General features: G+C 53.7%; 26 protein-coding genes. 4 read left to right on the forward strand and 22 right to left on the reverse strand.

Annotated elements, in window-relative coordinates; all coding sequences use genetic code 11:
- From B156_RS0122650 to B156_RS0122730, 17 genes are all read right to left on the reverse strand, one after another.
- Positions 1–1,482, reverse strand: a complete 1,482-nt coding sequence (locus B156_RS0122650; RefSeq protein ID WP_157627138.1) for a hypothetical protein — start codon at positions 1,480–1,482, stop codon at positions 1–3.
- A 2-nt stretch (positions 1,483–1,484) separates the two neighbouring features.
- Positions 1,485–3,680, reverse strand: coding sequence for a hypothetical protein (locus tag B156_RS0122655; protein ID WP_018622084.1), 2,196 nt, complete (start codon positions 3,678–3,680; stop codon positions 1,485–1,487).
- A gap of 11 nt (positions 3,681–3,691) precedes the next feature.
- Positions 3,692–4,141 (reverse strand): hypothetical protein, encoded by a 450-nt coding sequence (locus tag B156_RS0122660; RefSeq protein WP_018622085.1) that lies wholly within the window; start codon positions 4,139–4,141, stop codon positions 3,692–3,694.
- A 3-nt stretch (positions 4,142–4,144) separates the two neighbouring features.
- Positions 4,145–4,963: a hypothetical protein gene (locus B156_RS0122665; protein WP_018622086.1), complete on the reverse strand. Its 819-nt coding sequence runs from the start codon at positions 4,961–4,963 to the stop codon at positions 4,145–4,147.
- The gene (locus tag B156_RS0122670; protein ID WP_018622087.1) at positions 4,956–5,966 is read right to left on the reverse strand and encodes a carboxypeptidase-like regulatory domain-containing protein; all 1,011 of its coding nucleotides are present in this window, start codon (positions 5,964–5,966) and stop codon (positions 4,956–4,958) included. The genes B156_RS0122665 and B156_RS0122670 overlap by 8 nt, the downstream gene beginning before the upstream one ends.
- A 4-nt stretch (positions 5,967–5,970) precedes the next feature.
- Positions 5,971–6,423, reverse strand: coding sequence for a hypothetical protein (locus B156_RS0122675; protein WP_157627139.1), 453 nt, complete (start codon positions 6,421–6,423; stop codon positions 5,971–5,973).
- A 5-nt stretch (positions 6,424–6,428) separates the two neighbouring features.
- Complete coding sequence (locus tag B156_RS0122680) at positions 6,429–6,872, reverse strand: hypothetical protein (RefSeq protein WP_018622089.1); 444 nt, start codon at positions 6,870–6,872, stop codon at positions 6,429–6,431.
- Positions 6,873–7,036: 164 nt separating this feature from the next.
- A complete protein-coding gene (locus B156_RS0122685; RefSeq protein ID WP_018622090.1) occupies positions 7,037–7,714 on the reverse strand; it encodes a hypothetical protein in 678 nt (225 codons plus the stop codon).
- A 14-nt stretch (positions 7,715–7,728) separates the two neighbouring features.
- Complete coding sequence (locus tag B156_RS0122690) at positions 7,729–8,070, reverse strand: hypothetical protein (protein ID WP_018622091.1); 342 nt, start codon at positions 8,068–8,070, stop codon at positions 7,729–7,731.
- Positions 8,071–8,072: 2 nt separating this feature from the next.
- Entirely contained in the window at positions 8,073–8,219 is a 147-nt protein-coding gene (locus B156_RS31545; RefSeq protein ID WP_018622092.1) for a hypothetical protein, read from the reverse strand.
- Positions 8,216–9,514, reverse strand: coding sequence for a PBSX family phage terminase large subunit (locus B156_RS30485; RefSeq protein WP_018622093.1), 1,299 nt, complete (start codon positions 9,512–9,514; stop codon positions 8,216–8,218). The genes B156_RS31545 and B156_RS30485 overlap by 4 nt, the downstream gene beginning before the upstream one ends.
- Positions 9,515–9,526: 12 nt before the next feature.
- Positions 9,527–10,087, reverse strand: coding sequence for a DUF6712 family protein (locus tag B156_RS0122705; RefSeq protein WP_157627140.1), 561 nt, complete (start codon positions 10,085–10,087; stop codon positions 9,527–9,529).
- Positions 10,053–11,234 carry a hypothetical protein gene (locus tag B156_RS0122710; RefSeq protein ID WP_018622095.1) on the reverse strand — a complete coding sequence of 394 codons (1,182 nt, stop codon included), beginning with the start codon at positions 11,232–11,234 and terminating at the stop codon, positions 10,053–10,055. Before B156_RS0122710 ends, B156_RS0122705 begins: the two co-directional genes overlap by 35 nt.
- Before the next feature lie 13 nt (positions 11,235–11,247).
- Positions 11,248–11,733, reverse strand: coding sequence for a hypothetical protein (locus B156_RS0122715; protein ID WP_018622096.1), 486 nt, complete (start codon positions 11,731–11,733; stop codon positions 11,248–11,250).
- A complete protein-coding gene (locus B156_RS0122720; RefSeq protein ID WP_018622097.1) occupies positions 11,733–12,308 on the reverse strand; it encodes a hypothetical protein in 576 nt (191 codons plus the stop codon). The genes B156_RS0122715 and B156_RS0122720 overlap by 1 nt, the downstream gene beginning before the upstream one ends.
- 62 nt (positions 12,309–12,370) lie before the next feature.
- On the reverse strand, positions 12,371–13,468 hold the full coding sequence (locus tag B156_RS0122725) for a hypothetical protein (RefSeq protein ID WP_018622098.1): 1,098 nt from the start codon (positions 13,466–13,468) through the stop codon (positions 12,371–12,373).
- A gap of 35 nt (positions 13,469–13,503) precedes the next feature.
- Positions 13,504–14,748, reverse strand: coding sequence for an ATP-dependent Clp protease proteolytic subunit (locus B156_RS0122730; RefSeq protein ID WP_018622099.1), 1,245 nt, complete (start codon positions 14,746–14,748; stop codon positions 13,504–13,506).
- Between the two features lie 125 nt (positions 14,749–14,873).
- On the opposite strand from B156_RS0122730, the gene B156_RS0122735 reads away from it, so the two are divergent.
- Genes B156_RS0122735 through B156_RS0122750 form a run of 4 tightly spaced genes read left to right on the forward strand, consistent with a single transcriptional unit; the run spans position 14,874 to position 20,587 of the window.
- Positions 14,874–15,359, forward strand: a complete 486-nt coding sequence (locus B156_RS0122735) for a hypothetical protein (protein WP_018622100.1) — start codon at positions 14,874–14,876, stop codon at positions 15,357–15,359.
- Positions 15,360–15,400: 41 nt separating this feature from the next.
- On the forward strand, positions 15,401–15,700 hold the full coding sequence (locus tag B156_RS0122740; RefSeq protein WP_018622101.1) for a hypothetical protein: 300 nt from the start codon (positions 15,401–15,403) through the stop codon (positions 15,698–15,700).
- Entirely contained in the window at positions 15,697–17,724 is a 2,028-nt protein-coding gene (locus B156_RS0122745; protein ID WP_018622102.1) for a hypothetical protein, read from the forward strand. Before B156_RS0122740 ends, B156_RS0122745 begins: the two co-directional genes overlap by 4 nt.
- Before the next feature lie 4 nt (positions 17,725–17,728).
- Positions 17,729–20,587, forward strand: coding sequence for a hypothetical protein (locus tag B156_RS0122750; protein ID WP_018622103.1), 2,859 nt, complete (start codon positions 17,729–17,731; stop codon positions 20,585–20,587).
- 142 nt (positions 20,588–20,729) lie between these two features.
- Here the strand turns inward: B156_RS0122750 and B156_RS0122755 are convergent, their stop codons facing one another.
- The 5 genes from B156_RS0122755 to B156_RS31990 all read right to left on the reverse strand — a co-directional run.
- The gene (locus B156_RS0122755; RefSeq protein WP_018622105.1) at positions 20,730–21,017 is read right to left on the reverse strand and encodes a hypothetical protein; all 288 of its coding nucleotides are present in this window, start codon (positions 21,015–21,017) and stop codon (positions 20,730–20,732) included.
- A 49-nt stretch (positions 21,018–21,066) separates the two neighbouring features.
- Entirely contained in the window at positions 21,067–21,381 is a 315-nt protein-coding gene (locus B156_RS0122760) for a hypothetical protein (protein ID WP_018622107.1), read from the reverse strand.
- Positions 21,378–21,782 (reverse strand): DUF5681 domain-containing protein, encoded by a 405-nt coding sequence (locus tag B156_RS29690; RefSeq protein ID WP_018622108.1) that lies wholly within the window; start codon positions 21,780–21,782, stop codon positions 21,378–21,380. Before B156_RS29690 ends, B156_RS0122760 begins: the two co-directional genes overlap by 4 nt.
- 110 nt (positions 21,783–21,892) lie before the next feature.
- A complete protein-coding gene (locus B156_RS0122770; RefSeq protein WP_018622109.1) occupies positions 21,893–22,189 on the reverse strand; it encodes a hypothetical protein in 297 nt (98 codons plus the stop codon).
- A 100-nt stretch (positions 22,190–22,289) separates the two neighbouring features.
- Positions 22,290–22,511 (reverse strand): hypothetical protein (locus tag B156_RS31990; protein WP_211211246.1); only part of this gene is annotated, 222 nt, incomplete at its 5' end.

Below are 22,511 nucleotides of genomic sequence, written 5' to 3' on the forward strand. Positions count from 1 at the left end.
TTAGAGCGAAAAAGTGAACAAATTAATCTGGTGCGGATCGACCGGCACAGTGACGGTAGCAGACCCCACATCGACCTCCAGATCATATACGCCGGTTAGGGGAGAAACGTAATCGGCTACCTCAATCCAGCCCTGATTGCCGGTACGGGAAAGGTTCACGACGGGTTCCTGATTGGCGTGTCGGTCTGCCAAATAGCCGTAATCCAGGCTGCACCAGTTAGCAGGCCCCGGTTTGCGGTGGCGGGCGTTTTGCACGTTCTGCCCTCCGAACCGGGCAACGTAGGCGTACATCTCGGCGGCAATCGGGGCCAGATCGGCATGACCTTCCGGCGTTCCGGGATAGGGGTAGGTACTGGCCGGATTGTAGGGGGTCGGGCCGACCGGAACGACCTGATTCACATTGCCGCCGTAGCGTTTACGCATGGGGAAACCGTCATCCCGGGTATAATCGACCGCCACAATTTCAGGGTCCGTGCCGTAGATTAATGTGTCCTGCCAGCCGTAATAGTGTTCAGCGTGGGCTAAAGCGGAGAACGCTTGCTGCCAGAGAAAGACCGGCGCGAAATCGGGGAAATACGATTCTTCGTAGCTGCCCCCGTCGCGCAGGGTGCGCTTGTAGCGTTCGGAGTATCCCTGCCCCCGGTAGGAAACAAACTCGGTTTTCTCGAACACGAACACCATCACCGGCCAGGAGGCACCGACCGCAGCCAGGGCCATTTTCACCAGCCTTATTGCCATTCTGACCTCGTGGTACTTATCAGCCAAACTGGTAAACGCCCGAAAGTACAGATTCAACAAAGGCGGGTGGTACCGCCAGATTTCCATGTCATCCCGGAAATACGGATTAGGCCCGTAGGCATGGGCTTTTACATAAGCCAGTGCAGCCGCGTTGCTCGATAGGGCCGCCCGCTTGTTGGCGGTGCTGTCGCCAATATCCAAATACAGAATACCGTCGTAGTGACCGAAATCCAGAAAACCGGGATGGGCGGTCATTACCTTACCCCTGGCAATAGCCAATCGTTTGAATGCCGCATCACGGCCCCCACCCCCGGCATACGTCGCAAACGGGTCGTTATCATAGCGGCCCTCCTGCGAGCCACTGGTCAGCACACCGTAGCCCCCGGTACGGTCGTAGACGTAAGCCGCTGCCGCGTCCATCTGGTCCTGATTCATATCGACAAAGTATACGCCCCCGCCTGAATCCTGAATGAACTCCGGCCCCGAAAACGCACTGGTGTTCTGGGGTGGTACAGGCGTATAGCGGCCCGGTGTGCTGCCCGGCCCTGCGGCATAGCCCGCGTTGATATTCACGGTCGTTACGCCCTTGTCGATGTAGTACGATTTTGGCGGTTTAGCCAGTCGCGGGGTCAAATGAAAGCCCCGGTTCAGGCCCGATAGGGAAAACGAACGCTGGTCGAAATACGTAGGCACGTATCCCATTGCTAATTTTGGCGGATATACTCGTTTGACGGTTGCGGGCATGATTACTGGACTTTTAGATATTGAGCGGCTGTGTCAACGTGCTGATCGAACCAGCCCGGTACGGACGGCCCGCCATCGGGGCCGGAATTACCCATGAACGGACGGGTGGTGTTGACCCTGAAGTACTGGCACAGGTGCGGAATTTCGGGGCTTAAACTTAGGTCAGTGGGGCTTGCATCAATCGCGCCTGTTGCCGGGTTGATGCCGTACCACTGCCCGTTCTGGTATTTCCAGAGCTGCGAGTTGAGCTTGAAGGCGTGAATCTCATTCGCCCCCAATGTCGGCCCCGACGAATTAATCAGGTTGCGTAGTCGATTGTTAATAAACTGATACTGCATGTTCAAGAGGCCCGGATTGGTTGATTCGTAGCCGCCTGATTTCTGGCCGGAGTAAGTGGGTACAACAGTCAAATCCGTTTGCGGCCCGTTGGGGTAAACCTGCGTTCCGTAATCCTGGGCCGTGCCAATGGTATAATCAATCTGGATATAGTCCGACTCCCCAGCCGCTGCGTAGGGCTTTAGCTGGAGTGTTATCAGCGTCCCCACCGGGTAGTTCTGAATAAAAACCAGTGATTGGTAGCCGTTATTAAAATCAGCCTGAAACTCCGTATTCGGCGGGGCTGTCGGGAAATCACCCCCCTGGGAGAGCCACGCCCCCCCGTTGATGCGCCAGCGGTAGCCCGGCTCTTTGGTCGTATCGTTGCCGGTGAAGGTGCTTTTGATAAGGTAATACAGCGTCTTTTTAGCCGGGTCGTATTTGCGCAGCACCGACACGATAGCCGGGTTTTGCGGGCCGATGGAGCGGTCGATGATCGTTACCCGGCGGCTGGCTTTATCCACACCCGACAGGGAAAAAATAACCGTCGCCGAATACCCATCCCCGACGTTATTATCCGCCTGAGAAGTCAAAAGGCCCGCTGTAGTGAGCGTTTCCCCGGTCAATAGTCCCTCGGCTCTGGCAACGGCACCGGCCACCACCGTCGTAACGCCCGAAACGGTTTGCGTTAGCTGGTACTGCTCTGAAGTGCCTTCGTAGACTGAATCAACGCCAGCCACATCAAAACTAGCCTCATTCGTGGGGGGCGTTGCCGATACGGGTATTTCCTGGGTAAATTCAGCGTCGCCGACAATAACCGACGCGTAGTAGGTACGCCCGAACTGCTGATAGGTCAGCGCGTAAGTGCCCGACGGTACGGCCATGTAATCAAAATATACGTAGTAGTACGCCTTACCCAGAATCGGGTCGGTGTTGTAGATTATTGCCGTTTTCTCCGTCGTATCGGTCCATTCTTCCGGCCCCGATAGCGTCAGGTGCGTAGGCAATGAGCCTTCCTCGCCAAACCGAAACACCAGCCTTCGATTATCCGACGGGATGAACGTTGCCAGCAGGTAGGCGTTCTTACTGGTGACGGGTAGGGTGTAGGTTTTCTCCGCAGTCTTGGTATCCGATTGCTCGAGTTTCAGGGGAAAACTAACCGTTGTGAGCCCAGCCGGTACGTTCCCCCGGATGGCGTACTGCCCCAGACTCAACAGGACCACACTGGCCCAAAGCGGCATACCCGCCCCGGCGGTTAGTTTGGTGAGCGTTTCCCCCGTTCCCGGCGTACCCACATCGTACAGGCTGAACACAAAATCATAATTGGCCCCGGCAATGGGAGCAGGCAGATTGAACGAATCTTTAAACGTCGGCGGTCCTGCCGGTGGTGGCGGTGGCGGTGGCAGGTGCGGAATAACGTGCTCTTTTACGTAGACTTCATCCGAGAGGAAACGGATTAAATCAATCGCTACCTCACCAAAACCGAACGGATCGACTGTAACCCGGTCCAATACGGCAACGCCTTTGTAGGTCCTGGGGCTGGAGTCCGGCACTATGTCCATGCCAATACCGCCATTGGCACGTAGGGCAATGTCTTTCAGCACATCGCCGTAGGGTTGCTCCAGTAGCGTTTGCAGGGTGTCCGACTGCAATACGGCAGGCAACAGACCACGCTCCCGAAGGGTCGCTTCCCGAAGAATCTTACCGTCACGAACATCCTTTGGCGTTCGCTCAAAGATAGACTGCGCTTCTTTCAGGGTTACGTGTTTACCCGTCGCCTTCAGGCGCGGCCAGGGATAACCCAACTGTTCGCCGGACGAGTCTTTGGTGTACAGGATTTTGGTCCCGTTTTCGTATAAATCCAGTATCTCAGACTGATCCATCGTTTCTTTTGTTAAGGGAACTCGCTCCCAAACTCATACGTAAACTCCCCGCCTTCATTGGTCAGCGCCCCGATAAAGTCGGTGTAGGCCAGAGATGGGAGCACGTCCAGAATGGCCTGTTTGAGCGGCTGATTTTTAATTTCTACAAACCCCGTTTGCGGGTTCGTTTTCACTATCAGTACGTCCCCATCAACCGCCGTGGCATACTGCTCATAGTTGGTATCGACCCATACACCCGCTCCTTTGCCAACCGCTTCCAGTATCCAGTACCCATTGGCGGGTGTTGGGTAGGTAGCGCGGTACTGAAAGGGCGTGCCATCCTGCAATAGCACCTCGGTTCGATTGCGGTCGTAAGCCGATACGGCTTCTCTATCCGACAGAATACGATGCACCGTTTCCCCTATCGCATACGCTGCGTAGTTGAGGGCTAGTTGCTGTATCTGCTGTCGCTCGGCTCCCATTGGTTAGAAATTGGTTGTTTCCAATAGGGACGAATAATCCAGTTCGGGTATCACCACGGGCACAGACGTACCCACGGCCATACTATCCCCCGCGGCCCGTATGTAGAGCCTGCCGGATGAGAGAACGCCGGGAAATGTATAGCTGTAGCGATTGGATGTGCCCGATACGATGCCTGCCAACACAAAATCAACGGTACTGCTTCCCGTGCCGGTTATCTTTAGTTCGGGCTGGGTAACGGTCGTAACCGAAACAATTAGGGCGTGGGTGATAACGTCGTAATCAAGGTCCAGGTCAAAGCGGGAACCCGATCCCACCAAGTCTAATTGCGCTATTGCGTTATTAACGACAAGATGCACCCCCTCCGGCGTACTGTAGGCATCCTGGATAACGCCCGATAATTGTTCTTCCACGCTTGCCCGCCGGGCCTTGCCTGCCGTTTCTGTATCCGACGCGGGTATCGGGGTACTATCCCCAAAACCCGAATCAACAACAAACCGGGCCAGCGCATCGCCAGATACGGGATTTGTATTACCCAATACAATACCTGATGGGTCGCTAATAATCTTGCTAGTCCACTTGCCAGGCGTGTTTTCGGGCGTTTCTCCTGCTATCGTCTGCTCATTGCACTGGGTAAGGTAACTCTGGTAATATACGATCTGGCCCGGCTTATATACCGCCAGGGGATCGAACTCAAACAGGGCTGAATCTATTATGTCCCGATCTGAACTGCCAACGCGAAGGGCCGTATTGGCCGCGGTCGTTACTTCATTTTTTATTAACTCGGCCGCAGCCTGTAATTGCGTAAGTGTTTTTTTAGCCACGGTAGCGAACGGTTAAAGGGTGACTGACCGGCGCAGTGTCGTCGCTGATTAATAGCGTTGCGTAGGTGGCTCCGTCGGGCGGGGTGCTGCCCAGCCGGATACGCTGCACCCGCACGTTATGGGTGAGGGATTCAACAACCGGACTACCTACTACCTCGTTTTCCCCGTTGTAGTAGGTAGTTGTCAAATTATAGTCAGCTTCGGTATCAGTGAGCCATACCATCACATCGGAATAAAAACCCCGGAAAACGACCGGTTCGGGTAGTAGGGTAATCCATCGGATGCGGCTTGTATTGTCGCCGGTAGCGTAAACGGATAAATCATTTTCCGGGCCGGACGGTACCATGTTGGCTGCACTGAACAGAAAACCGCCGTCGATGGTTTGGTCCCCTTCCAGTGAAACGCTGTGGGTAGTGACACTGAGTCGATCCGAAAAATCAGGGTCAGCCAAAGCCGTTTCGCCATCGGGTACCAGGTGCGGGACGGGACGGAATTTAAGCCGTGTGCGTAGGTCAGCCGAAGCCGTGCCGTCAATGACAGGAGCTTCCAGGATAGAAGACGGGCCGGTCGATGGTGTAACGTGAAATCCAATCAACTCCCAATCCAGATCAGCGGCCCCGGTTTGCATGGCGGTATCAATCGGGTAAAGGCTTGACACATACCCCGATTCGGGTAAGGTCAGGGTATACGCCGAACCGGCCGACAGGAGCCGGGTAAGACTCGCTGCGAATGTGCTGTTAACCCGGTTGGTGTTTACACTCCAGGTATCGAAGCCGACGGCCTGCACCTGCACCGTGAACGTCCGGTTTTGCACCAACACATACTCAAAGGGTACGTTGTTCCAGGTGAAAACGCCCTGCGCGTCGGTCTGCACCGTGCTATTGCCCAGGATTTCAGCCGTTCTATCGACCGCCCCTTCCAGGACGCGAACGAACGCCCCGGCAATCGGGCTGTCGTTGCTTTGGCGGGTAACAGTGATGCGAAACGATCCTCTTTGTGGCATAGCGTCAGGCGAGTAGCTGGGTTTTTATTTCCTGACGTATCAGGGGAATGTACGTCGCCTTCATCCGGGCCACTATATCAGCCGGACGCAACGCGTCGGACAAGACCCCGCCCGGATTATGCGGGTTAGGCACCTGAATACCGTTGTTTACGATGTTATACGCGATAGCCCCAGCCGCCGATAGGGGGATGGATAACCCTTTGACGCGTATCCAGTTGCGAATAATACCCACAAACGCCGTGGACGGCCGACGATTACCGCCCCGCCCCCGGATACCGTAGGCTTGCTGCCGCCAGTAAGCCGGGCCTAAGAGTTGAAGTGTGACCGAGCGGCCCTGCAACATGACCTCAAACCGGGTGTTGTCGGCCGAATAGCCCGAAGCCCGCAGTCCTTTTTGGCGCTGGGATTGAATGACCCCGGCAACCAGGCTTGTTCCTATCTGTTCGATGGGTTCCACCGGTATCAGCATACAACGGACCCCTCCGGTGTCAATGAGAGAGCGAGCCGGATGCCGCTCAGGTTCCGGTCGGTTATATTGATACTGAAATTCATGTTGGCCGATGCCCCGGCAACGGTGCCCGCCTTATCGAGTAGCACAAAAAGGCGACGGTATAATGGCGTGAGCAGGGTCAGGCACTCGCGTTTTTGTTCGGGCAAATCCGATAGGGAAGCCGGGGCGAACAAAAAAAGGACTAGCTGATGGGTTTCCAGTAACGCACCGTTCCCGGCAATCCGGGGGGTGGTGTTAAAGTACCCTTCGTGGAAAACGTGTAGCCCGTCGGGCAGGTGGTCGGCCAAAACGTTAAGTTCGGGCATGGTGCCGTACCGAAAACTGACCGGCGATAGCCCGGCTTCTTCGTTCTCGTTGCTAATACGGGTGGTCAGTTGTTCGATAAGGTCCAGCACACCGGCAAATTACGCCTATGGGTTGCCGTTTTGGGGGCTGGACAGCCGTTGAACGTGATAAGAAAACAGTTGTTTTTTCTGGTCCGCCAATAGCGCGTACCTAGCCTGATCGTAAGGGAGTTGTTTGGCCTGCTGGTAGGGGATGCCGAACGTTTTGGATAGGCTTACGAGCGCGTAATGATGGGCGAACGAGTCCAGGCCGCGAACGTACTGAGCCGCCGATTGAGCCAATTCATCATCCGGGGCTTGGCCGTCACTTTTGAATAGCTTATCCCATAGCTGACGGGACGCTCGTAACTGCTCAAAAAAAAAGCGGCAATCGGTAGTGCCTGAGTGCAGGGGATTGAATCAATGAGGGGTAACACCGCGTAAGCCTGTTCAATATCGGCATAGGGTTCGCTCTGTATAGCGGGGCAAAGAAAGATACTGAGTAGCAACGGCGCAATCTGGTGAAGCGGTGCGCCGGTTTCGGGTAGCTTCAGTTCGTCCAGTTTCGTTTCCAGGTCCCACCACTGCGCGACGGTTGCCGAGGTGCCGAGCTTTTGGGGTATGGCAATAACTTTGCCCCCAATCGTTACGCGTTCCGGTAGCGGATAGTCAGCCGCGTCGGCTAAATCGAATATAAAGGATAGATGGGTGTTGATTAAATCGGCAATCTCAATCCGGCGCAGGGTAGCCGTCTGGGTTCGGAACTCGCTTTCCGGCAGGGCGGATAAGATAAGCAGGATTTGGCGCAGGTCGGCCGGTTCCGCCGTTGAGAGCGCCTGTGACTGCCCGAACGTTAGCTCATCGAGTGACGAGGGCAGGGTAAACGACAGTCTATCAGCGCGAACGGTTAGCATTTAGTGGGCAATGATTAAGGAAGCTGTATATTGTGTTTTGCCAATGCTAACTCAATTTCATTTAGGATTGACTTACCGCAATTGCGTACCTTGATTATGTCCTTAATGGTTAGATTTAGCTCAAGAAGCCGACGAACTGGCGTTTTGGCTTGGCGTTGGCTTGAAACCTCACCATTCGTTTTTGTTGATACGGCTACAGCTAAAATATTATAGGCTCGCGTTGATAACTTTAAATCACTTAGCGTTAACGTACTATCTGTAACAAGTGAATTAGCGTTCAATATCGCGTCGGCTATCTGTTTATTGTACGCCTGTACAATCTCAAGTGCCTTTAAATATTCGCCTTCTGTAATCATAATCAATTCAAACTAAGTAAACACATGATTTGCCGGGTAACGGTGGAAATGGTGCCGTACTGCCGGGCGCGTATAATCGAATGCTGGTAAAAGTACTCATTGGTTTTGCCAATCTGAGCCATCTGCCAACGTGCTACGGTGCGGGTCATAACCGACGCTGTTTTACCTGTGTACTCATTACCCGTGCCGAACCGGTTACGTGCCCTTTATTGCCTACGCATTCGTAGCGGTCCGCATCATGAAAATGGTCGTGCTTTCCTAGTGGCCTATCTGTTGGCTCCTTATCAGCATCTAACTGCCATCTGTATTCCTGATACTCAAAGGTAAGGTTTTCATTGTCATCTACATAGTAGTTCTGATACGATTTCACCGCCTGAATACCCGCCCGGATACTGTCCGCCCCTTTCGCAACCCCGACAACATTGAACCCTAAATCCTTTAGTGCCTGAATGGATTTAGGTTCGGCACTATCAGCGTAAATCGGGGCGTACCCAACGTTTAAGGCGGTGAGCCGGGCCGCCAGCATCGGGTCGGTTAGTCCTCGCTCGTAGATAAGACCCCGTTTCCAACGGCTCTCATTATGCGTTTTGACTTCAATAAGCGCCAACGGGTCACCGCCAAACCCAAAGTCAAGACCGTACGAACTTGGATAGGGTAAGGTGTTGAAATCTTCGGGCGTAATCGGTATCCAGTCGGAATAAATCCTACCCTTCGCCCCCTCACTGACCAAACCCCGGATAACCGTCCAGTAATATTCCGGTTTTGTGAGCCGGTACGATTCGTACTTCGCTATTGTCGTTTGGTCAACGTTGGCAATGTTGTCGTAATAGCGGGAAAAAATGGAGAGTAGTTCCGGCTGCGGCTTGGGCCGTGCGAGGTAGTAACCCGGCTGGTTCTGGGATTCTATCAGCGTGTAGTGGTTCTTAATCAGCCAGTGGTTTTTCTTCGGCGGGTTAAATATTCTGAATATTTGAATCTTTGCCTTTGTGGTACGAAATGAGCCGTCGAGTTGGTCGAACTCGTCCTCCTCGGTTTCTTCACATTCCTCAATGGCTACCGCCGTGGCACCGGCCAAAGACTTTAGTTTAGCCGTTTGCCCGCCCGATGACTTTCTGAATCCTTTGGATAGGATCACATTGCCGGTACTGATACAGGTAGCGGTCATGGTTGAATCCTGTAGGGCAATCAGTGACTCGTCCAGCTCCCCGCGCTCGACCCGTTCTTTGATGCGGTCTTTAAAATCGCGCCATAAACTATCCCTGACATCGGAATAAACCGCCCGCATGAAATAGCCCCGGAAGTATTGGGGCATCAGCAAAGAGTCAAGAAAGTAATCAGTAACGAAGTGAGAGCCGCCACGGGCGCGGCCGCCCCAGATGTCAATGTAGCGCACCTGGTCGGGCATGTTCAGGACTGGCGCGTAGCAGGCGTGGGTGTAGCCCATAAGCAAAGGGGGTTAATTACCCAACCGCGACGGGCTGGGGGGCTGCGCTTTCTGGATTCGGGGACGACCCGAACCGCCGTAGGGGGCGCAGGCGTTTTCCGGCCGCAACGCAACGGCAATCTCGCGGGCTTTCCGTTCGGCCAGGCCCCGGTAATAGTTCGATAGTTCCGTGCGTTGACTTTGCGAAATTGGGATTGAATCGTTGTTGGTCTTACTGACAATTCCGGTATCGGTATTAATTGCGTTCGCCTTATTAATGTAGATAGCCCAAACGGCATAAGCGACGAACTGACGGATTAGCCGCGAATTGTTGTAGATAATCCGGCTTTGGGCTATCTCCGTCAACTGGTCATCCGTTGGGTCGTACACCGTCGCATATAGTGCCTGGTTGGCGTATAAATACCCACCGTAAGCGGTGAACGTGTCGGGGGTCAATAAATCGGTTAGCCAGCCTTCGACTACCTCATTCACTGTTGCGTTTAGCTTCTCCTCCTTAAAGGTGGCCGGTATTTCCTGGGTGCCGATAAATTCGATCAGACTAGCCCGGCTGAGCCACACTGGTAGAGTCGCCATTGGTTGCGTCGTTGGGGAAATAGTTAAGGTTTTCGATACCGAAATCCCGGTTTAGAACCGGTACGTGCCAATCGGCAAAGCCCGCCGAAAAGACCCGTTCGACGCTGCGTTGGTAGCGGTTGACGGTCTGTTGCATGAGCTGCGAAAACAACTTGATTTGAATTTGCGTAAAACTGATACCGGAACTTGATTTACGAATACCCATCAATTCGTTCGGTACGCGGGTACGCCGGGAAATGTGCGCTTCTACTTCTTCGGACATGGCCGAGTAGCGGGTGGCAAGGTCACCCATAACCATCGGCTCGAATTTGATAGAGTCTAGTTCAGCCTGCGTGGCGGCTTCAATCACAAAGACGCTGCCCGCGTTTTCGGCCCCCTGGTGCTGTTGTACCCGATTAGCCAGCGAATCGGTATCGCGCTCGTTTTCGATTTTTGTCTTGCCCGGTGCCAGCCCTTTGATGAAGCCGGGGGTGACTAAATCCGATGTGACCAGCCGATACCGGTACTTGCTAAGTTCGGCCTCGGTTTCAAATTCTGAGCTACCCCCCGCGTAGGATGGAATATGGTATATCTGTCCTTTCTTACCGCCGATGGGTACGTACTGTAATTGCCCGTAGTACTGCTCAATGCCGCCACTGGCTTCGATTTGCGCGAGTACTACGGCAGGGTCAGGATTATACAGAAACACTTCCTTGTTTTCGTTCTGGCGCTTGTTGTAGAGCGTCGAGCCGATATACGGAAAGATGCCCGCTTTGGTAATGTTGCCCAGATCATCCGGCATTTTAAACCGGATTTGTTCCCAGGGAATGACCTGTAAGCCGACTTTTTGCCCCAGCCCGTTATATGACCAGTGCAAAACGATAACCTCCCCCTCGGCCAGATTACGCGCTGTCTGGTTCAGTATGTCGTCCAGCGTTTCCCCTTTCCGGTTGACAATCATTTCCGAAAGCGAGAGGTCGTAAAAGCCATTGCCCTCGATGAACTCCGCCCGGACCGACATAGCGGCCGATGCCGTGTCGGAATCGTCGATAACATCTAACAGCGTCTGGGGGAAATCGTTGTTGGGGCCAAAACTAAGAAAGCCCGCCACCTTTGATTTGGTGACGGACACTTTCCGGGCAACTTTTGGTTTGGCAACGCGGGCCATGTGGGAACGGGGTTTACTTAGCTTCTGACACCGGGGTCACTACGGGGGCGGCTTCTACCGTTGCCGGTTTAGCGGCGACCGGCTTGGCGGCTGGCTCTTCTTTTTTTTTGTAGTCCGGGTCTTTGACGATGTGTTCAGCGTAGCCTTTATCGCGTTTGAGCAAATCAGCGGCTATTTCGTCGGTCAATGGGATGTTGCCGGGGGCCGCGTTGTGCGGGGCGACGACGTTACCGATTCCGGCGACGTAAATGGAGCCGGTGCCGGGGGCTAATGTGTATTGGTTAGCGGACATGATACCGTGATTTATAGTTCTGAGATAGGCCCGAAAGTGCATGAACATATCCTGTTTCCAGTTCGGGCAACTGGTGCAGGTTGTTGTACCGAGCTGGCGGAGGTATTCGGCTTTCAGGGTCGTTTCGTCCTCCGATGAAAGTATACCGGTGTTAACCCAAAGGCTAACGATCCGGTATAGCTCCCCCCCGCTCATTGGTTCATTCATTAGCTAATCGCCAATGATAAGTTCTCCAGATACGCTTCGGTATCTTCTACCGAGCTGGTTACGTGCCGGAACGTCAGGGCCGTTTCGCGGGCCAACGCGGCCAGGAAACTAAGCTTGTACTGTCCGGGGTTTTCCGCGTCGTTGGAATCTTCCGTTACGTTCGTGCAGGCCATGCCCGTAGGATAACCCGACATTTTCCAGCGGCCGTTAGCCCCGGTCTGTTTGCTGATGATAACCAGGTCGGTTAGTTTCGACATGCTGTCCACCTCCTTATCGGCAGCGGCCGAGTTGGTGTTGACCGTGAAGTCAAAACCCTGGGGTAACAGGTTTCCCGAATCCGACGAGGTAAAGCCGGTGGTGCGTTTGTGGGATAGCTTGCGGCCCTCCCAACGCTTGAACGTCTTACCCGCTTTCAGGATAATAGCCGTGGCAATCTTGCCGGTCCCGTCTTTGGTGACCGATTCGATTTCACCGAGCCGAATGGCAAATAGTTTCTCGTACAAGCCCTGCCCGTTGGGTAGGCAGTCATCCAGGAGATTGATCGTTAGTTCGCTTACTGATGTTCCGCAGGCCATATTATTAGATGGTTTACCCCGCCGGGTGAGCATTGGCCCGGACCCGGCAGGGAGTGAATGAATTAGTAAGCGGCTACTACCAGCGTGTCATCGGCAATCTTCATGTCGGCCGCGTAGGTCTGACGGGCGTTCCAAGTCTCGGACATCGGGTCGGTCCAGACCTCAAGGCCCGTAGAGCGCGAATCATTGACCGGTGTCGCGTCAAAGCGTAGTTGTACGTTTCCTTTCACGGTCAAGAGGGCGCGGTTTGGACGGTCGAACTTGCCCGCCAAAGATGACTGAGCCGAGGGCTTGAAATACTGACCAATGAACTCATCCCACTCTGGCACGACCATAATGGGAACGCCCCGGAAAGTTGGCATTGATTCGCCGTTGGCCTGTATCTGATAGGCAAGGTCCAGATTCTGGCTTTCCCGGTATTCGGTGTAGGCGGTGAAAATCGACTGCGTGACCATCAGCATTTTGCTGGCCTGGGGCTGACCCATCAGGCGGGGCGAAGCGGCCGCGAACATAGCGGCAAACAACGGATACGCGGCTTCCTTCGGGAACGTCTGTACGGCACCCGTCCCGTTCTGCGAAATAGCGACCAGAGGGGTCAGTGTAGCGGCAACGCCTAGTTCCACGTTACGCCACAGCCCGTCGAACGTTTTGAAGTACGGCAATAGCTGGGTGCTGGTTTTGGTGTCGCCGTTGGCAAACGTAATCGAGGGCGTGAGGTCAGCCGATACGCGGGCGGACGAGGAAAAGTGCGCCATCCGCAGCAAATCTTCGTAAATCGCCTGCTCAATCAAATCAACCATGTAGTCACCGTATACCGTATCGGTCAAATCTTTCTTGTCGTTACCGGCCTTTAGAAACCATTCTTCGGCCGTGCCCCGGACGTTGGCCCAACAATCCTGTTCCCAGGCTTTGATGTCAACGGGGGTGAATTTCTTACCCGACTTTTTGGTGTTAATCGTCTGGGCACCCGTTCCGCAACCGGCATCGGTTTTGGAAATCAGGCCGACGCGCTCCAGGAAGTTAACCCAAAGTTGACCCTTTAACCCTTCTTCGATGGCGAAGTATTTGGCGAGGGCCGGACGGTCAACCGCCGGACGGAGTGTAAGGTCAGCAGCTTCGTTGCCCTGGTAGGTGTAGCTGGGGTTCGCAGTTATTGCCATTTTTTGATTAGTCGTTTAAACGATGGTTTGTTGATTTATTTGCTACGGGCGGCTAACCGCTCTTTTTTGCGTGTCACTGCGTCATCCTCCGGGGCGGCTGTCCGCTTATCAATCGGCGTTTCGGGCAAGCGGGCCACTTTCGGGTCCGCGCTTTCTTTCTGCGACAAAGCCGCCTGTGCCGCCGTTAGTACCGGTTGCATCCGGGCCAGCATGGCCGTGTGCTGTTCTACCGTTGCCGACATGGCTGTGTGCGCTGTTTCCAACGCCGTCAGTCGGTCGAACTCCGTTTTGCTGATAGTCACCGTGTCCGCGTCAACTGCGCTCGCTGTTGGCTCTTCCTCGGCGGGTGCTTCTACCACTGCCTGCGCCGGGTCCTGAATGTCGGTGATTACTCCACCTGTTATTGTTAGGATTATACCGTCCGATAGCGTGTATTCGCCATCGGGAACATCCGAACCGTCTTCAAACTTTACCGGGTTGTTAATCGCGTAAGTCTCACCGTCGGCCGTGGTAATGTCCAGCTTTTTGCCGTCGGCCGTATCGACCATCAGCGCGACCATTTTTTTACCTTCCATAAAGGCTTGCAGGTATTTAAAACCGTCTTTAGCCCGGTCCATTATTGTTGCCATATCTAGCTTATTGTTTGTTTGCGTTGTTGGTTTTTCGGTTGGCAGGCCTAGCCCCTTGCGTCCGTCGGATAGGTGCGCCATGATGGGCTTACGCGTCCGGTTGGCCGTTGCCGGTTCAGCCGTATTCTCATACAGCCCCGTCGCCCATCCGTAGGTAATGCTTTCCTGGGCCGTGAAGTAGTGGTCCTGCCCATCAATCAAGAGAGAAGCAATATCTTCCTCACTCTTGCCGGTCATGGTAGCGTAGACCGAAAGCATCCGGGCCTGTTCGGTTTCGAGTTCGGCCAGGTAAGTACGGAAATCATTGATGTTGCCTTCCATGCCCCCGCCCGGTTGATGGGCCATAAACTTGGCATGGGGGGAAAGTAGCCGGGTAGAACCTAATCCAAACAGGATTGTAGCCATTGAGCAGACTACGCCACCGGAGCGGGCGTTGATGGGTACGCCCAGGCCTTTCAGGTAATCATAGACCCGCCAGCCCTCTTCGATAATGCCCCCGTCCGAATCAATATCGAGTAGAATATCTTCGTAGGTGCCGCCGTTGGCTACCTGCGCCTGAACGCCAGCCAGGGAAATACACGGCTCATCGAACCAGTTCCAGGCTTCGGGCATGATTATTCCGCGAAGGGTAAGCGTTAGCGTCTTGGGCATCGTTTTTTGATTGATGCCGAAAGGTAAGAACCGCTATTACGCGTAGTAACCGGCTGACTGATAAGAAAACAGTAGCTTTTTCGGGGGTTGGATAGTTCGGGCCTTGCGGGTGTCAACTTTGCCTTATGCCAATCGAGATAACAACAACGGGGCCGTTCGACCTGACCTTCGATGATACCTTCGGCGGGGTACTTATCGGCACCGGTAGCCCGTCGGTCGCCTACGAATGCCGGTCGGCCGGTGCTTACCTGACCTGGTTATCACCCGTCGGCTGGATGTACTGGCTCTACGAGGGGCCGATGAACACCCAGAAAGCGGTACGCACGGCGGGGGCTTACCAACAGGCGGGCACGACGCGCTACACCCAGAAAGAAAGCAATCTATTACTGACCGTGCGAACAATCGGCCTGTCAAAAGCCGAGGTAGATGCCGTGGCAACGGTGTATGATTCCATTGGCGTGTTCCTGCTTGCGGTCGATACGGCGGGAGTCTTTCACCGCGTACCGGTCAGCGTTGAGCCGGGTACGTTCGACTTGTATAGTAGTCGGGAGAACGTCCATGACCTAACACTGACGATAAGTTTACCCGCCCGGAGGTCGGCCCGCGGTTGATAACAACAGGCTTAACAAGGGTAGTATTCTTAGTCGGAAACGTGGCAATCAAGCTGCCCAACCCCCGATACAGCTTTCGTAATTTCCTGCAAGGGCTATTGGCAAACATGGCCGAGCGCGATACGTGGCGGAATACAAAATCTGCCTTACTCTGTCCGGTTATTTGGGCATCATGGGGTGGGTGGATAGTGGTGATGCAACGGGTAGAAACAGTCTTTACCGATGAAACCGGACAAGAGATTGACTATACAAAATGGATAGTTGAAGGATTCGGCGGGGATGATAAACCCGACAATTACGGGACGCTGGCTGGAAAGGTCATTAAACTAGACTACGCATGACTGACGGACTCTACCTGGAAAAAACGTGGGTGGCCGAGGTTAGCGCAGTGCTGACCTACCAGGCCAATGATTTGACCAAACCGGACGTACTGAACGCGTCCTACTCCTTATCCTTTACCCTGCCGGACTCGCTCTTATTGCGCTCCCTTTTGCAAAGCGCGGAACAGCTAGACGCGGGCGGGGTCTATCCCTATACTGCCCTTTCCTGCCTTTTGGTGCAGGATGGTTCGGTGGTCTTTCAGGGGCTGGCCCGGCTGGTTAGCTTTTCGGCGGGCTGGAAAGTATCACTGATTGAAACGACAAAGGGGTTGTTTGACCAGTTAGCGGCCCTATCCATCCGGGACTTGGATTTAAGCCGGTACGACCACCTCTGGAAACCGGAGAGCATGAACGTCTACGCCGGGGCTACCGCGGGCGTAATCTATCCGGTTATCGACTACGGTAGTTTTGATTCGGATACCTTCGCGGGTGATGCCCTGTTCCCGGCCGTCTACGTGCATACCCTAATCCGGGCCATGCTGCAACGGGTCGGCTACCGCGCGGGCGAATCCACGCCGGGCGTTGACTGGCTGGCTGACGAACTGGTGTCAAGGCTGGCCCTGCCCTTTGTTAATGACGAACCCCAAAGCCGGGATCAGCAATGGGTGGATGATAGAACCGCCAGGGTAACGGTATCCGCCCCGGTGGTTGTGCCCCAAGCCATCAACGCTATAATTCCCTTCTCAGTCGATAACGACGGGCAATGGTTCGACGGTAAGGTAAATAATTTCAAGCCCACCCTGAACGCCTATCAGTGCGATGTAGGGATGCGGCTACGGGTACAGGCCGCGCAAACGTTTTCCGTTTACGTCGGGCAGGGAGCCATTGAAGCCCGGTTGATAGTCGAGAAAAACGGGGTCGGTGTCGCTGAATCCTACTTTTCGGTTTCCGGGCCGTACAACCCGACGGGCACAAAGGTAGATACCATAAAATTGGATGAAACAATCAACTGCCGGGCATCTGACCAGATACGGATTCGGTTCGTATTCAAAAAACGGACCCTGATAGCTACATGGGCAACGCTCTTAGTGATTGAGCCGGAAACGACATGGGCCAGCTTTACCCCTGACCCATCGGTTCAGGTCAACGATTTGTGGCCGGTAGCCCGGAATTTGCCCGATATGAGTTGCGCTGATTTGCTCAAATCTATTGCCCTTATGCTGTCGGCTACCTATCAGGTTGATTCATTCCGCCGAACGCTGACCCTGATTCCATTGGATAGTGTGATTGCCAAAACAAACGAGGCCGTGGATTGGAGTACCCGCGTGGAGGAAAGCGAAGATCCGGAATGGTTTCCTTTGCTTGAACCCTACGGACAGACCAATCATCTGAAGTGGAAACAGAACGATAAGACTAAACCCTGGGGGGATGGCATCATTACCATCAACGCGCAGAATTTGCCGGTGGTGACCGATTTGTTTGAGTTGCCGTTTGCCGCTTGCCGACCGTCGGACAAGACCCTGACCGGCTACGGTAACCCGGTGCTGATTCAAACCCGGACGTTATCCGTAAGCGGGGGCACCTCAACGCTGACCAAAGCGACTACCGATGCCCGGTTGATTCTGATTGAGCCGACCGCGATTGTTCCCGCCCAGGCGAATATAACCAGTCCCGAGGGGGTAACCAGCAAGCAAGCCGTAAACCTGACCGGGTGCTGGTGGGGTGAACGGCCGGAACTCCTGAAACTTCCCGGTAATAATTTTACCCTGGGCTTTGGTAAGGTCACAGCGGCCCAACGGGAAACGACGTTGATACAAGCCCGGTTCAAAGGGTTATTCCGAATCCTGCGCCGTCCCCGGATGCTGTCGGTTTCGATGCTGCTTAGTGCCGAAGATATTGCTACATTGGATTTAACCCGCCCTATCCGGCTGCGTAACGTCCGGGCTGGTTCGCTCCTGCTCAATGACGGCTTTTACTACCTAAACCAGATACCCAACTACAGCTACGGCACCGTTTGCCGGGTTTCGCTCATCGCTTATTTCTAAAATTATGGCAACAACAAATGATGAAATCCTGATTTCGGTGAGAATCAGCGAAGAAGATGTTGAAAAGAAGCTACTCGCTGACCGGGAAGCTCTTGCAAGGCTCAACAAGGAAATAGCCGTTACCAATAAAGAGTATAAGGAGGGGGTTATTACCGCGAAAGAATACGCCTTATCCCAACAGGCAATTAAAACCCAAATCAGCAAAACCAGCGCGGAGATAAAGACCGGCGAAAAGACCCTGGTGGACTACCGCAAAAGTCAGGACGCGGCCGAAGGTTCCCTGGAAATGATGCGGGCGCAACTAGCCTTAGTCGTTCCCCAGATCGCCAAACTATCAAAGGCCGAGCGGGAAAGTACCGAAGCCGGTCAGAACCTGGTGGCACTTGCCGGTGAGCTGACCGACAAGCTAAAGGAACAGGAAAAAGCATACGGCTCGAATCAGCGCAACGTGGGCAACTACGGCGAAGCGTTGGCGGGCACGGAGGATAAGCTGACTACGTTGATTGCTGCTGAGCAAAAGAATACGGCTGAGCTGGGTAAGGGCAGCAAGTCGGTCGGGGATTTCGTCAAACAGGTTAAAGTCGGGGGCGTTAGCGTCGGGGAGTTCTCGGAGAAACTAAAGGGCGGGGCCGGATCAACGGCCTCGTTCGTTAAAAGTATCTTTTCGGTCAAAGGGGCATTAACGGCCCTGACCGCCGTGCCCATCCTGCTCGTCCTTTCGGCTATTGTCGGCTTTCTGACCAAATCAAAGGACGGTATGGAACTGTTCGGGCGAAAAACGGCGGCTGTTAAAGCGGTGCTGGATTTGTTCGTGGGTAAGATAATCGACTTTGGGCGTGGCATCGTCGAAGCGTTTACCGACCCGGTTCAGGCAGTAAAAGATTTAGGTACAGCCATTCAGGAGAATCTGAGCAATCGCTTTGCTGCGTTCGGCTTGATTTTGCAAGCAGTTAGGAAAGGTTCGGTTAGTGATTTTTTCAATGCCTTGTTACAGTTAGGCACCGGTGTAAAGGATGTTGTGGGCAAGGTGGGTAATTTGACCGAGGAAATGAGGAAAGCTGCTGCCAATGGCGAAGCCGTAGCGCGGGAGTTTCAGCTTATTGCCGATGCCGAACGCGAGTTGGGTAAGATACGATCAGCAAGCCGGGCTGAATTTGAAAAGCAAAAGTTCATTGCCGAAGACGTCAGTAAGTCGCTGGCCGAACGCGAGAAAGCAGCCCGGTCGGCGTTCGCCATTGAAAACAGTTTGCTCCAGCGGCAGCTAAAGCTACAGGAACGCCGGATCGCCAACACGATAAAAGAGCAGGGGCTGAGTGAAAACGTCGGCAAAGACTATGATAAATTGGCCGAAGAAGAAGCGAAGCTGAGTGACCTTAAAGCGGAATCAGTAGCCAAGCAGACTGAAATCAATAACAAGATCAATGACCTGCGCAAACAGGCCCAACAGGACCAGATACGCGGTCAATTGGCGGTACTTAACGAGGGGCTTCGAATTACCAAAGAACGGGGCTTTCAGACCTTAGAGATTGAAAAACAGATAATCGCCAAGCAACTCGAATTTGATTTAGTCGGTGTCATCAAAGGGTCTGAAACTGAAAAAGCCCTGCGCCTGAAAGCGAAAGCGGATTTAGCCACGGCCATTCTGAACGACGTGATTGCCCAGAACGAACGACAGAACAGACTGGAGAACGAATATATTCAGGCGCGGATCGAACAGGAACAGGAAGGGAGTGTGGCACGGCTGAAAATTCAAGACGAAGCCATCAAACAGCGGGCGTTCCAGGAGGAGGCCACGGCCCGGATCCTGATTAAGAACGAGGAGGAGCTGGCTGCGGCCCTGAAAGTAATCGAAGCCAACAAGGTGCGGGATAGAAAAGCCATCCTGCAACAGATCAAGGATATTGAGATTAAAGCGCTTGACGACTTACTGGCCGCCCGGCTGGCCCGCACCAGAGCAGGGAGTAAGGAAGAGTACCGGGTGCAGATGGAGCAAATCCGAAAGCGGATTGCCGATGCGCTCAAAGACGAACGGGTAGGGGCCGAGGAGTTCCAGAAAATACAGGAGGAGGGGTTCCGGGCGCTGAGTGACTTATCAAAAAACCATGTACAAGAAGTAGCCAATAAAGCAATCGGTGCAGCGCAGGATTTGACGGGAGCATTAACAAGCTTAGTTGATGCCAGCGTTGCCCGGCAAACGGCGGCTTTGGATGCTCAGCAGGAATCTATCTTATCGAGCGCGGCCCTGACGGCTGACCAGCGGGCAAAGATTGAAGCCGACTTTGCCAAGAAGCGGGAAAAGATTGAAAAGGAAGCGGCTGAGAAACGCCGGAAGATTGCCAGTCTGGAAAACATCATCAACACGGCGGCATCGGTAACGAAGGCCTTTGCTACGGCCGGGCCAATCCTGGGGGCTATATTAGCCGCGCTGGCGGTCGCTAAGGGTATCGCTTCTCAGGTGGTCATCGACAACCAAAAGTTTGCCAGTGGCGGGTATGTGTCGGATAAAAAAGGAGCGTATGTACAGGGGCCGGGAACGGGTAAGTCAGATTCCATCAACGCCCGCATATCCAACGGGGAAAGTATTATCAACGCGGAATCAACCCGGCGTTACTACGCAACTTTATCGGCTATCAACGTGGCCGGGGGTGGCCGGGCCTTTCCCGGTGTTGGTCGTAATCTGGCGGTCAGTGAAGCCGTGCCCCGCTTTCAGCAAGGCGGAACAGCCCTAATGGGTATTGACACGCTGGCAATCGCGCAGGCGATTCGTGATGGCATGTTCGGGGTAAATATCCGCGTCGGTGTCGATGAGGTCACCAAAGCCCAGAACAGCGTTAAGCGGGCTGTAGTCGGTGGGGATATATAAAAAAAGGCGGAGCTAGTGCCCCGACCCCAAAGAGAACGATTGTTTAGAACGCCCGCCGCCAACTAATGCGAATCCCAGAGACCCTTGGAAGTTTATGGATGTCGCGCCTCAACCCTGGTAAGTTGTTGTAAAGATACGCTATTTACTTATTCCGGCAAAGGGTGGTAATGACCACACCCCCGGTCGTTATACTATTTTCTTTCTGGTACTTTCTCATTTCATCAACCCCACAGACCTCTTTGACGGTCTTACCGTAGGACGGCCGGTTGATTGCCTCCGTCGTGCATTCGTAGCACTGTTTGCCAATCCCTAGCTGTTTGCATTGCTGCATGAGTAATGCCGAGGTCAGACAGACCGCTCCGGCCAGCAGGCTCATTTTGTAGCGGGTCCAGACCGAACGGCGGTAGTTGGTATTTTGATAGTCGTACATGGCGTGTCTTTGCGTTAAGTTGGCAAAGAACGACAATGGTAACAACTACTCAAAAACTTTTCTTCGCGTTCAAATCCGTAACAATCATACTATTAACCCGGTGGCTCATGTTCGTGCCCTCGGCCCGGCACTGAATATCGAAGTCCTGCAATCGCTGTTTGGGCATGTAGACGACCAGCCGGGCAATATCACCCGCCGATTGCTGGGAGCCGAGGTATTCCCGCCTGGCGGCAATGAACGGGCTACGTTCAACATCACTCATGCCCCGATAGTAGTGGTTATGGATACCCTCGGCCAATAGGGCTTTGTAGATGGGCTCTCCGTTACGTACCCGAATCAATGCACTCTCTATCTGCTGGCTCATACATCAATCGGTGGGGGTATCTGTCCGTTGGTCGCGTCAATAATCGTCCATTGACCGACTACCGTGTTCTGCGTTTTGATTGGCCCGCCGTCGGGCCCGGTGTGTTCCGTTGCCTGCTTGGGTGCGCCGTAGGCTGAATCCATTACGGCTTTGTAAGCAATGGTATCGCCATCAGCTGCGCGGTTTAGCTGAGCAAGTGTAATCAGTTCTTCGTAGGTAACTTTTTCAAATTCGGGGAACTCGGATTTTAAATGGTCGGGTAGTCCACGCGCCAACTCCAGTAGTTCGCGTACGGTTGTTGTCCGGTTTTTGGTTCCCGGCTTTTTGCCCGATGGGTTGCCTGATTGGCCGGGCTGAAATGGCGTTGCGCCTTCCGGTGTTACCCCCTTTTCAAATGGCATCTTATTTCTGCTCTATTTCTGCAAGTTACCATACTTTGCAGTACAAAGCACTCTTTTTTGCAAAGCAAACATACATAAAAATAACCGGGTTCCAAACGGCCCCGGCTTACTTACTCCCACGCAATACCCAGACTCTCCAAATAGCGAACAATACTGGCGTGATTGATATACTGATATCGCTGTTGCATTTCTTCCTTATCGTACTGGTAGGCAAGTATCATCCCAAAAGGGTGTATCTCCAGGAGGTAGGGGCGGTGCATTTCGCCGGTAATAAACAGCCGGTCGTTTGTGTAACGGTGCTGAATTTCTTTCGCGTCTCTTGAACGGGTGCCAAACGCCAGCCGGAAGCACTCGGCGGCTTCTGACTCGGTCAACCCGGAAAGGGTGCGGGGCGGGGTGGTGGTCATAAGTGATTGATAAGCCTGTTACGGTGAAGCATACAGGATGAAACCCGCTTTGCTAGTTTTCTTTTGGTAATGATATACCAATTTACACCGATTGGGGTGGTTAATTTAGGTACAAGCAAGAGCCAAGTACCCATTGTTCGGTTAGGTCACAGGGTATGTAATAATCCTCATTTAATTCCCCTTCTTCTACTTCATAGCTTAGTGCTGGATAAGGTGAATGCTGGCTTTTCCATCCGCAAAAAGAAAAAAGCCAATGAGCCGTTTTCAGGTTTTTGGCAAAGCCCTCATGTTGATACCATTGCGGAATACCACATTTAAGTCC

It is taken from the genome of Spirosoma luteum DSM 19990 (assembly GCF_000374065.1).
GTDB lineage: Bacteria > Bacteroidota > Bacteroidia > Cytophagales > Spirosomataceae > Spirosoma > Spirosoma luteum.

Coding starts and splice junctions, on each gene's coding strand:
- B156_RS30485 (WP_018622093.1), bottom strand. CDS start 9,514: ATGGGCTACACCCACGCCTGCTACGCGCCAGTCCTGAACATGCCCGAC.
- B156_RS0122670 (WP_018622087.1), bottom strand. CDS start 5,966: ATGCCACAAAGAGGATCGTTTCGCATCACTGTTACCCGCCAAAGCAAC.
- B156_RS0122735 (WP_018622100.1), top strand. CDS start 14,874: ATGCCAATCGAGATAACAACAACGGGGCCGTTCGACCTGACCTTCGAT.
- B156_RS29690 (WP_018622108.1), bottom strand. CDS start 21,782: ATGCCATTTGAAAAGGGGGTAACACCGGAAGGCGCAACGCCATTTCAG.
- B156_RS0122760 (WP_018622107.1), bottom strand. CDS start 21,381: ATGAGCCAGCAGATAGAGAGTGCATTGATTCGGGTACGTAACGGAGAG.
- B156_RS0122720 (WP_018622097.1), bottom strand. CDS start 12,308: ATGGCCTGCGGAACATCAGTAAGCGAACTAACGATCAATCTCCTGGAT.
- B156_RS0122660 (WP_018622085.1), bottom strand. CDS start 4,141: ATGGGAGCCGAGCGACAGCAGATACAGCAACTAGCCCTCAACTACGCA.
- B156_RS0122750 (WP_018622103.1), top strand. CDS start 17,729: ATGGCAACAACAAATGATGAAATCCTGATTTCGGTGAGAATCAGCGAA.
- B156_RS0122715 (WP_018622096.1), bottom strand. CDS start 11,733: ATGAATGAACCAATGAGCGGGGGGGAGCTATACCGGATCGTTAGCCTT.
- B156_RS0122650 (WP_157627138.1), bottom strand. CDS start 1,482: ATGCCCGCAACCGTCAAACGAGTATATCCGCCAAAATTAGCAATGGGA.
- B156_RS0122745 (WP_018622102.1), top strand. CDS start 15,697: ATGACTGACGGACTCTACCTGGAAAAAACGTGGGTGGCCGAGGTTAGC.
- B156_RS0122710 (WP_018622095.1), bottom strand. CDS start 11,234: ATGGCCCGCGTTGCCAAACCAAAAGTTGCCCGGAAAGTGTCCGTCACC.
- B156_RS0122705 (WP_157627140.1), bottom strand. CDS start 10,087: ATGGCGACTCTACCAGTGTGGCTCAGCCGGGCTAGTCTGATCGAATTT.
- B156_RS0122690 (WP_018622091.1), bottom strand. CDS start 8,070: ATGATTACAGAAGGCGAATATTTAAAGGCACTTGAGATTGTACAGGCG.
- B156_RS0122655 (WP_018622084.1), bottom strand. CDS start 3,680: ATGGATCAGTCTGAGATACTGGATTTATACGAAAACGGGACCAAAATC.
- B156_RS0122730 (WP_018622099.1), bottom strand. CDS start 14,748: ATGCCCAAGACGCTAACGCTTACCCTTCGCGGAATAATCATGCCCGAA.
- B156_RS0122685 (WP_018622090.1), bottom strand. CDS start 7,714: ATGCTAACCGTTCGCGCTGATAGACTGTCGTTTACCCTGCCCTCGTCA.
- B156_RS0122725 (WP_018622098.1), bottom strand. CDS start 13,468: ATGGCAATAACTGCGAACCCCAGCTACACCTACCAGGGCAACGAAGCT.
- B156_RS0122770 (WP_018622109.1), bottom strand. CDS start 22,189: ATGACCACCACCCCGCCCCGCACCCTTTCCGGGTTGACCGAGTCAGAA.
- B156_RS0122755 (WP_018622105.1), bottom strand. CDS start 21,017: ATGTACGACTATCAAAATACCAACTACCGCCGTTCGGTCTGGACCCGC.
- B156_RS31545 (WP_018622092.1), bottom strand. CDS start 8,219: ATGACCCGCACCGTAGCACGTTGGCAGATGGCTCAGATTGGCAAAACC.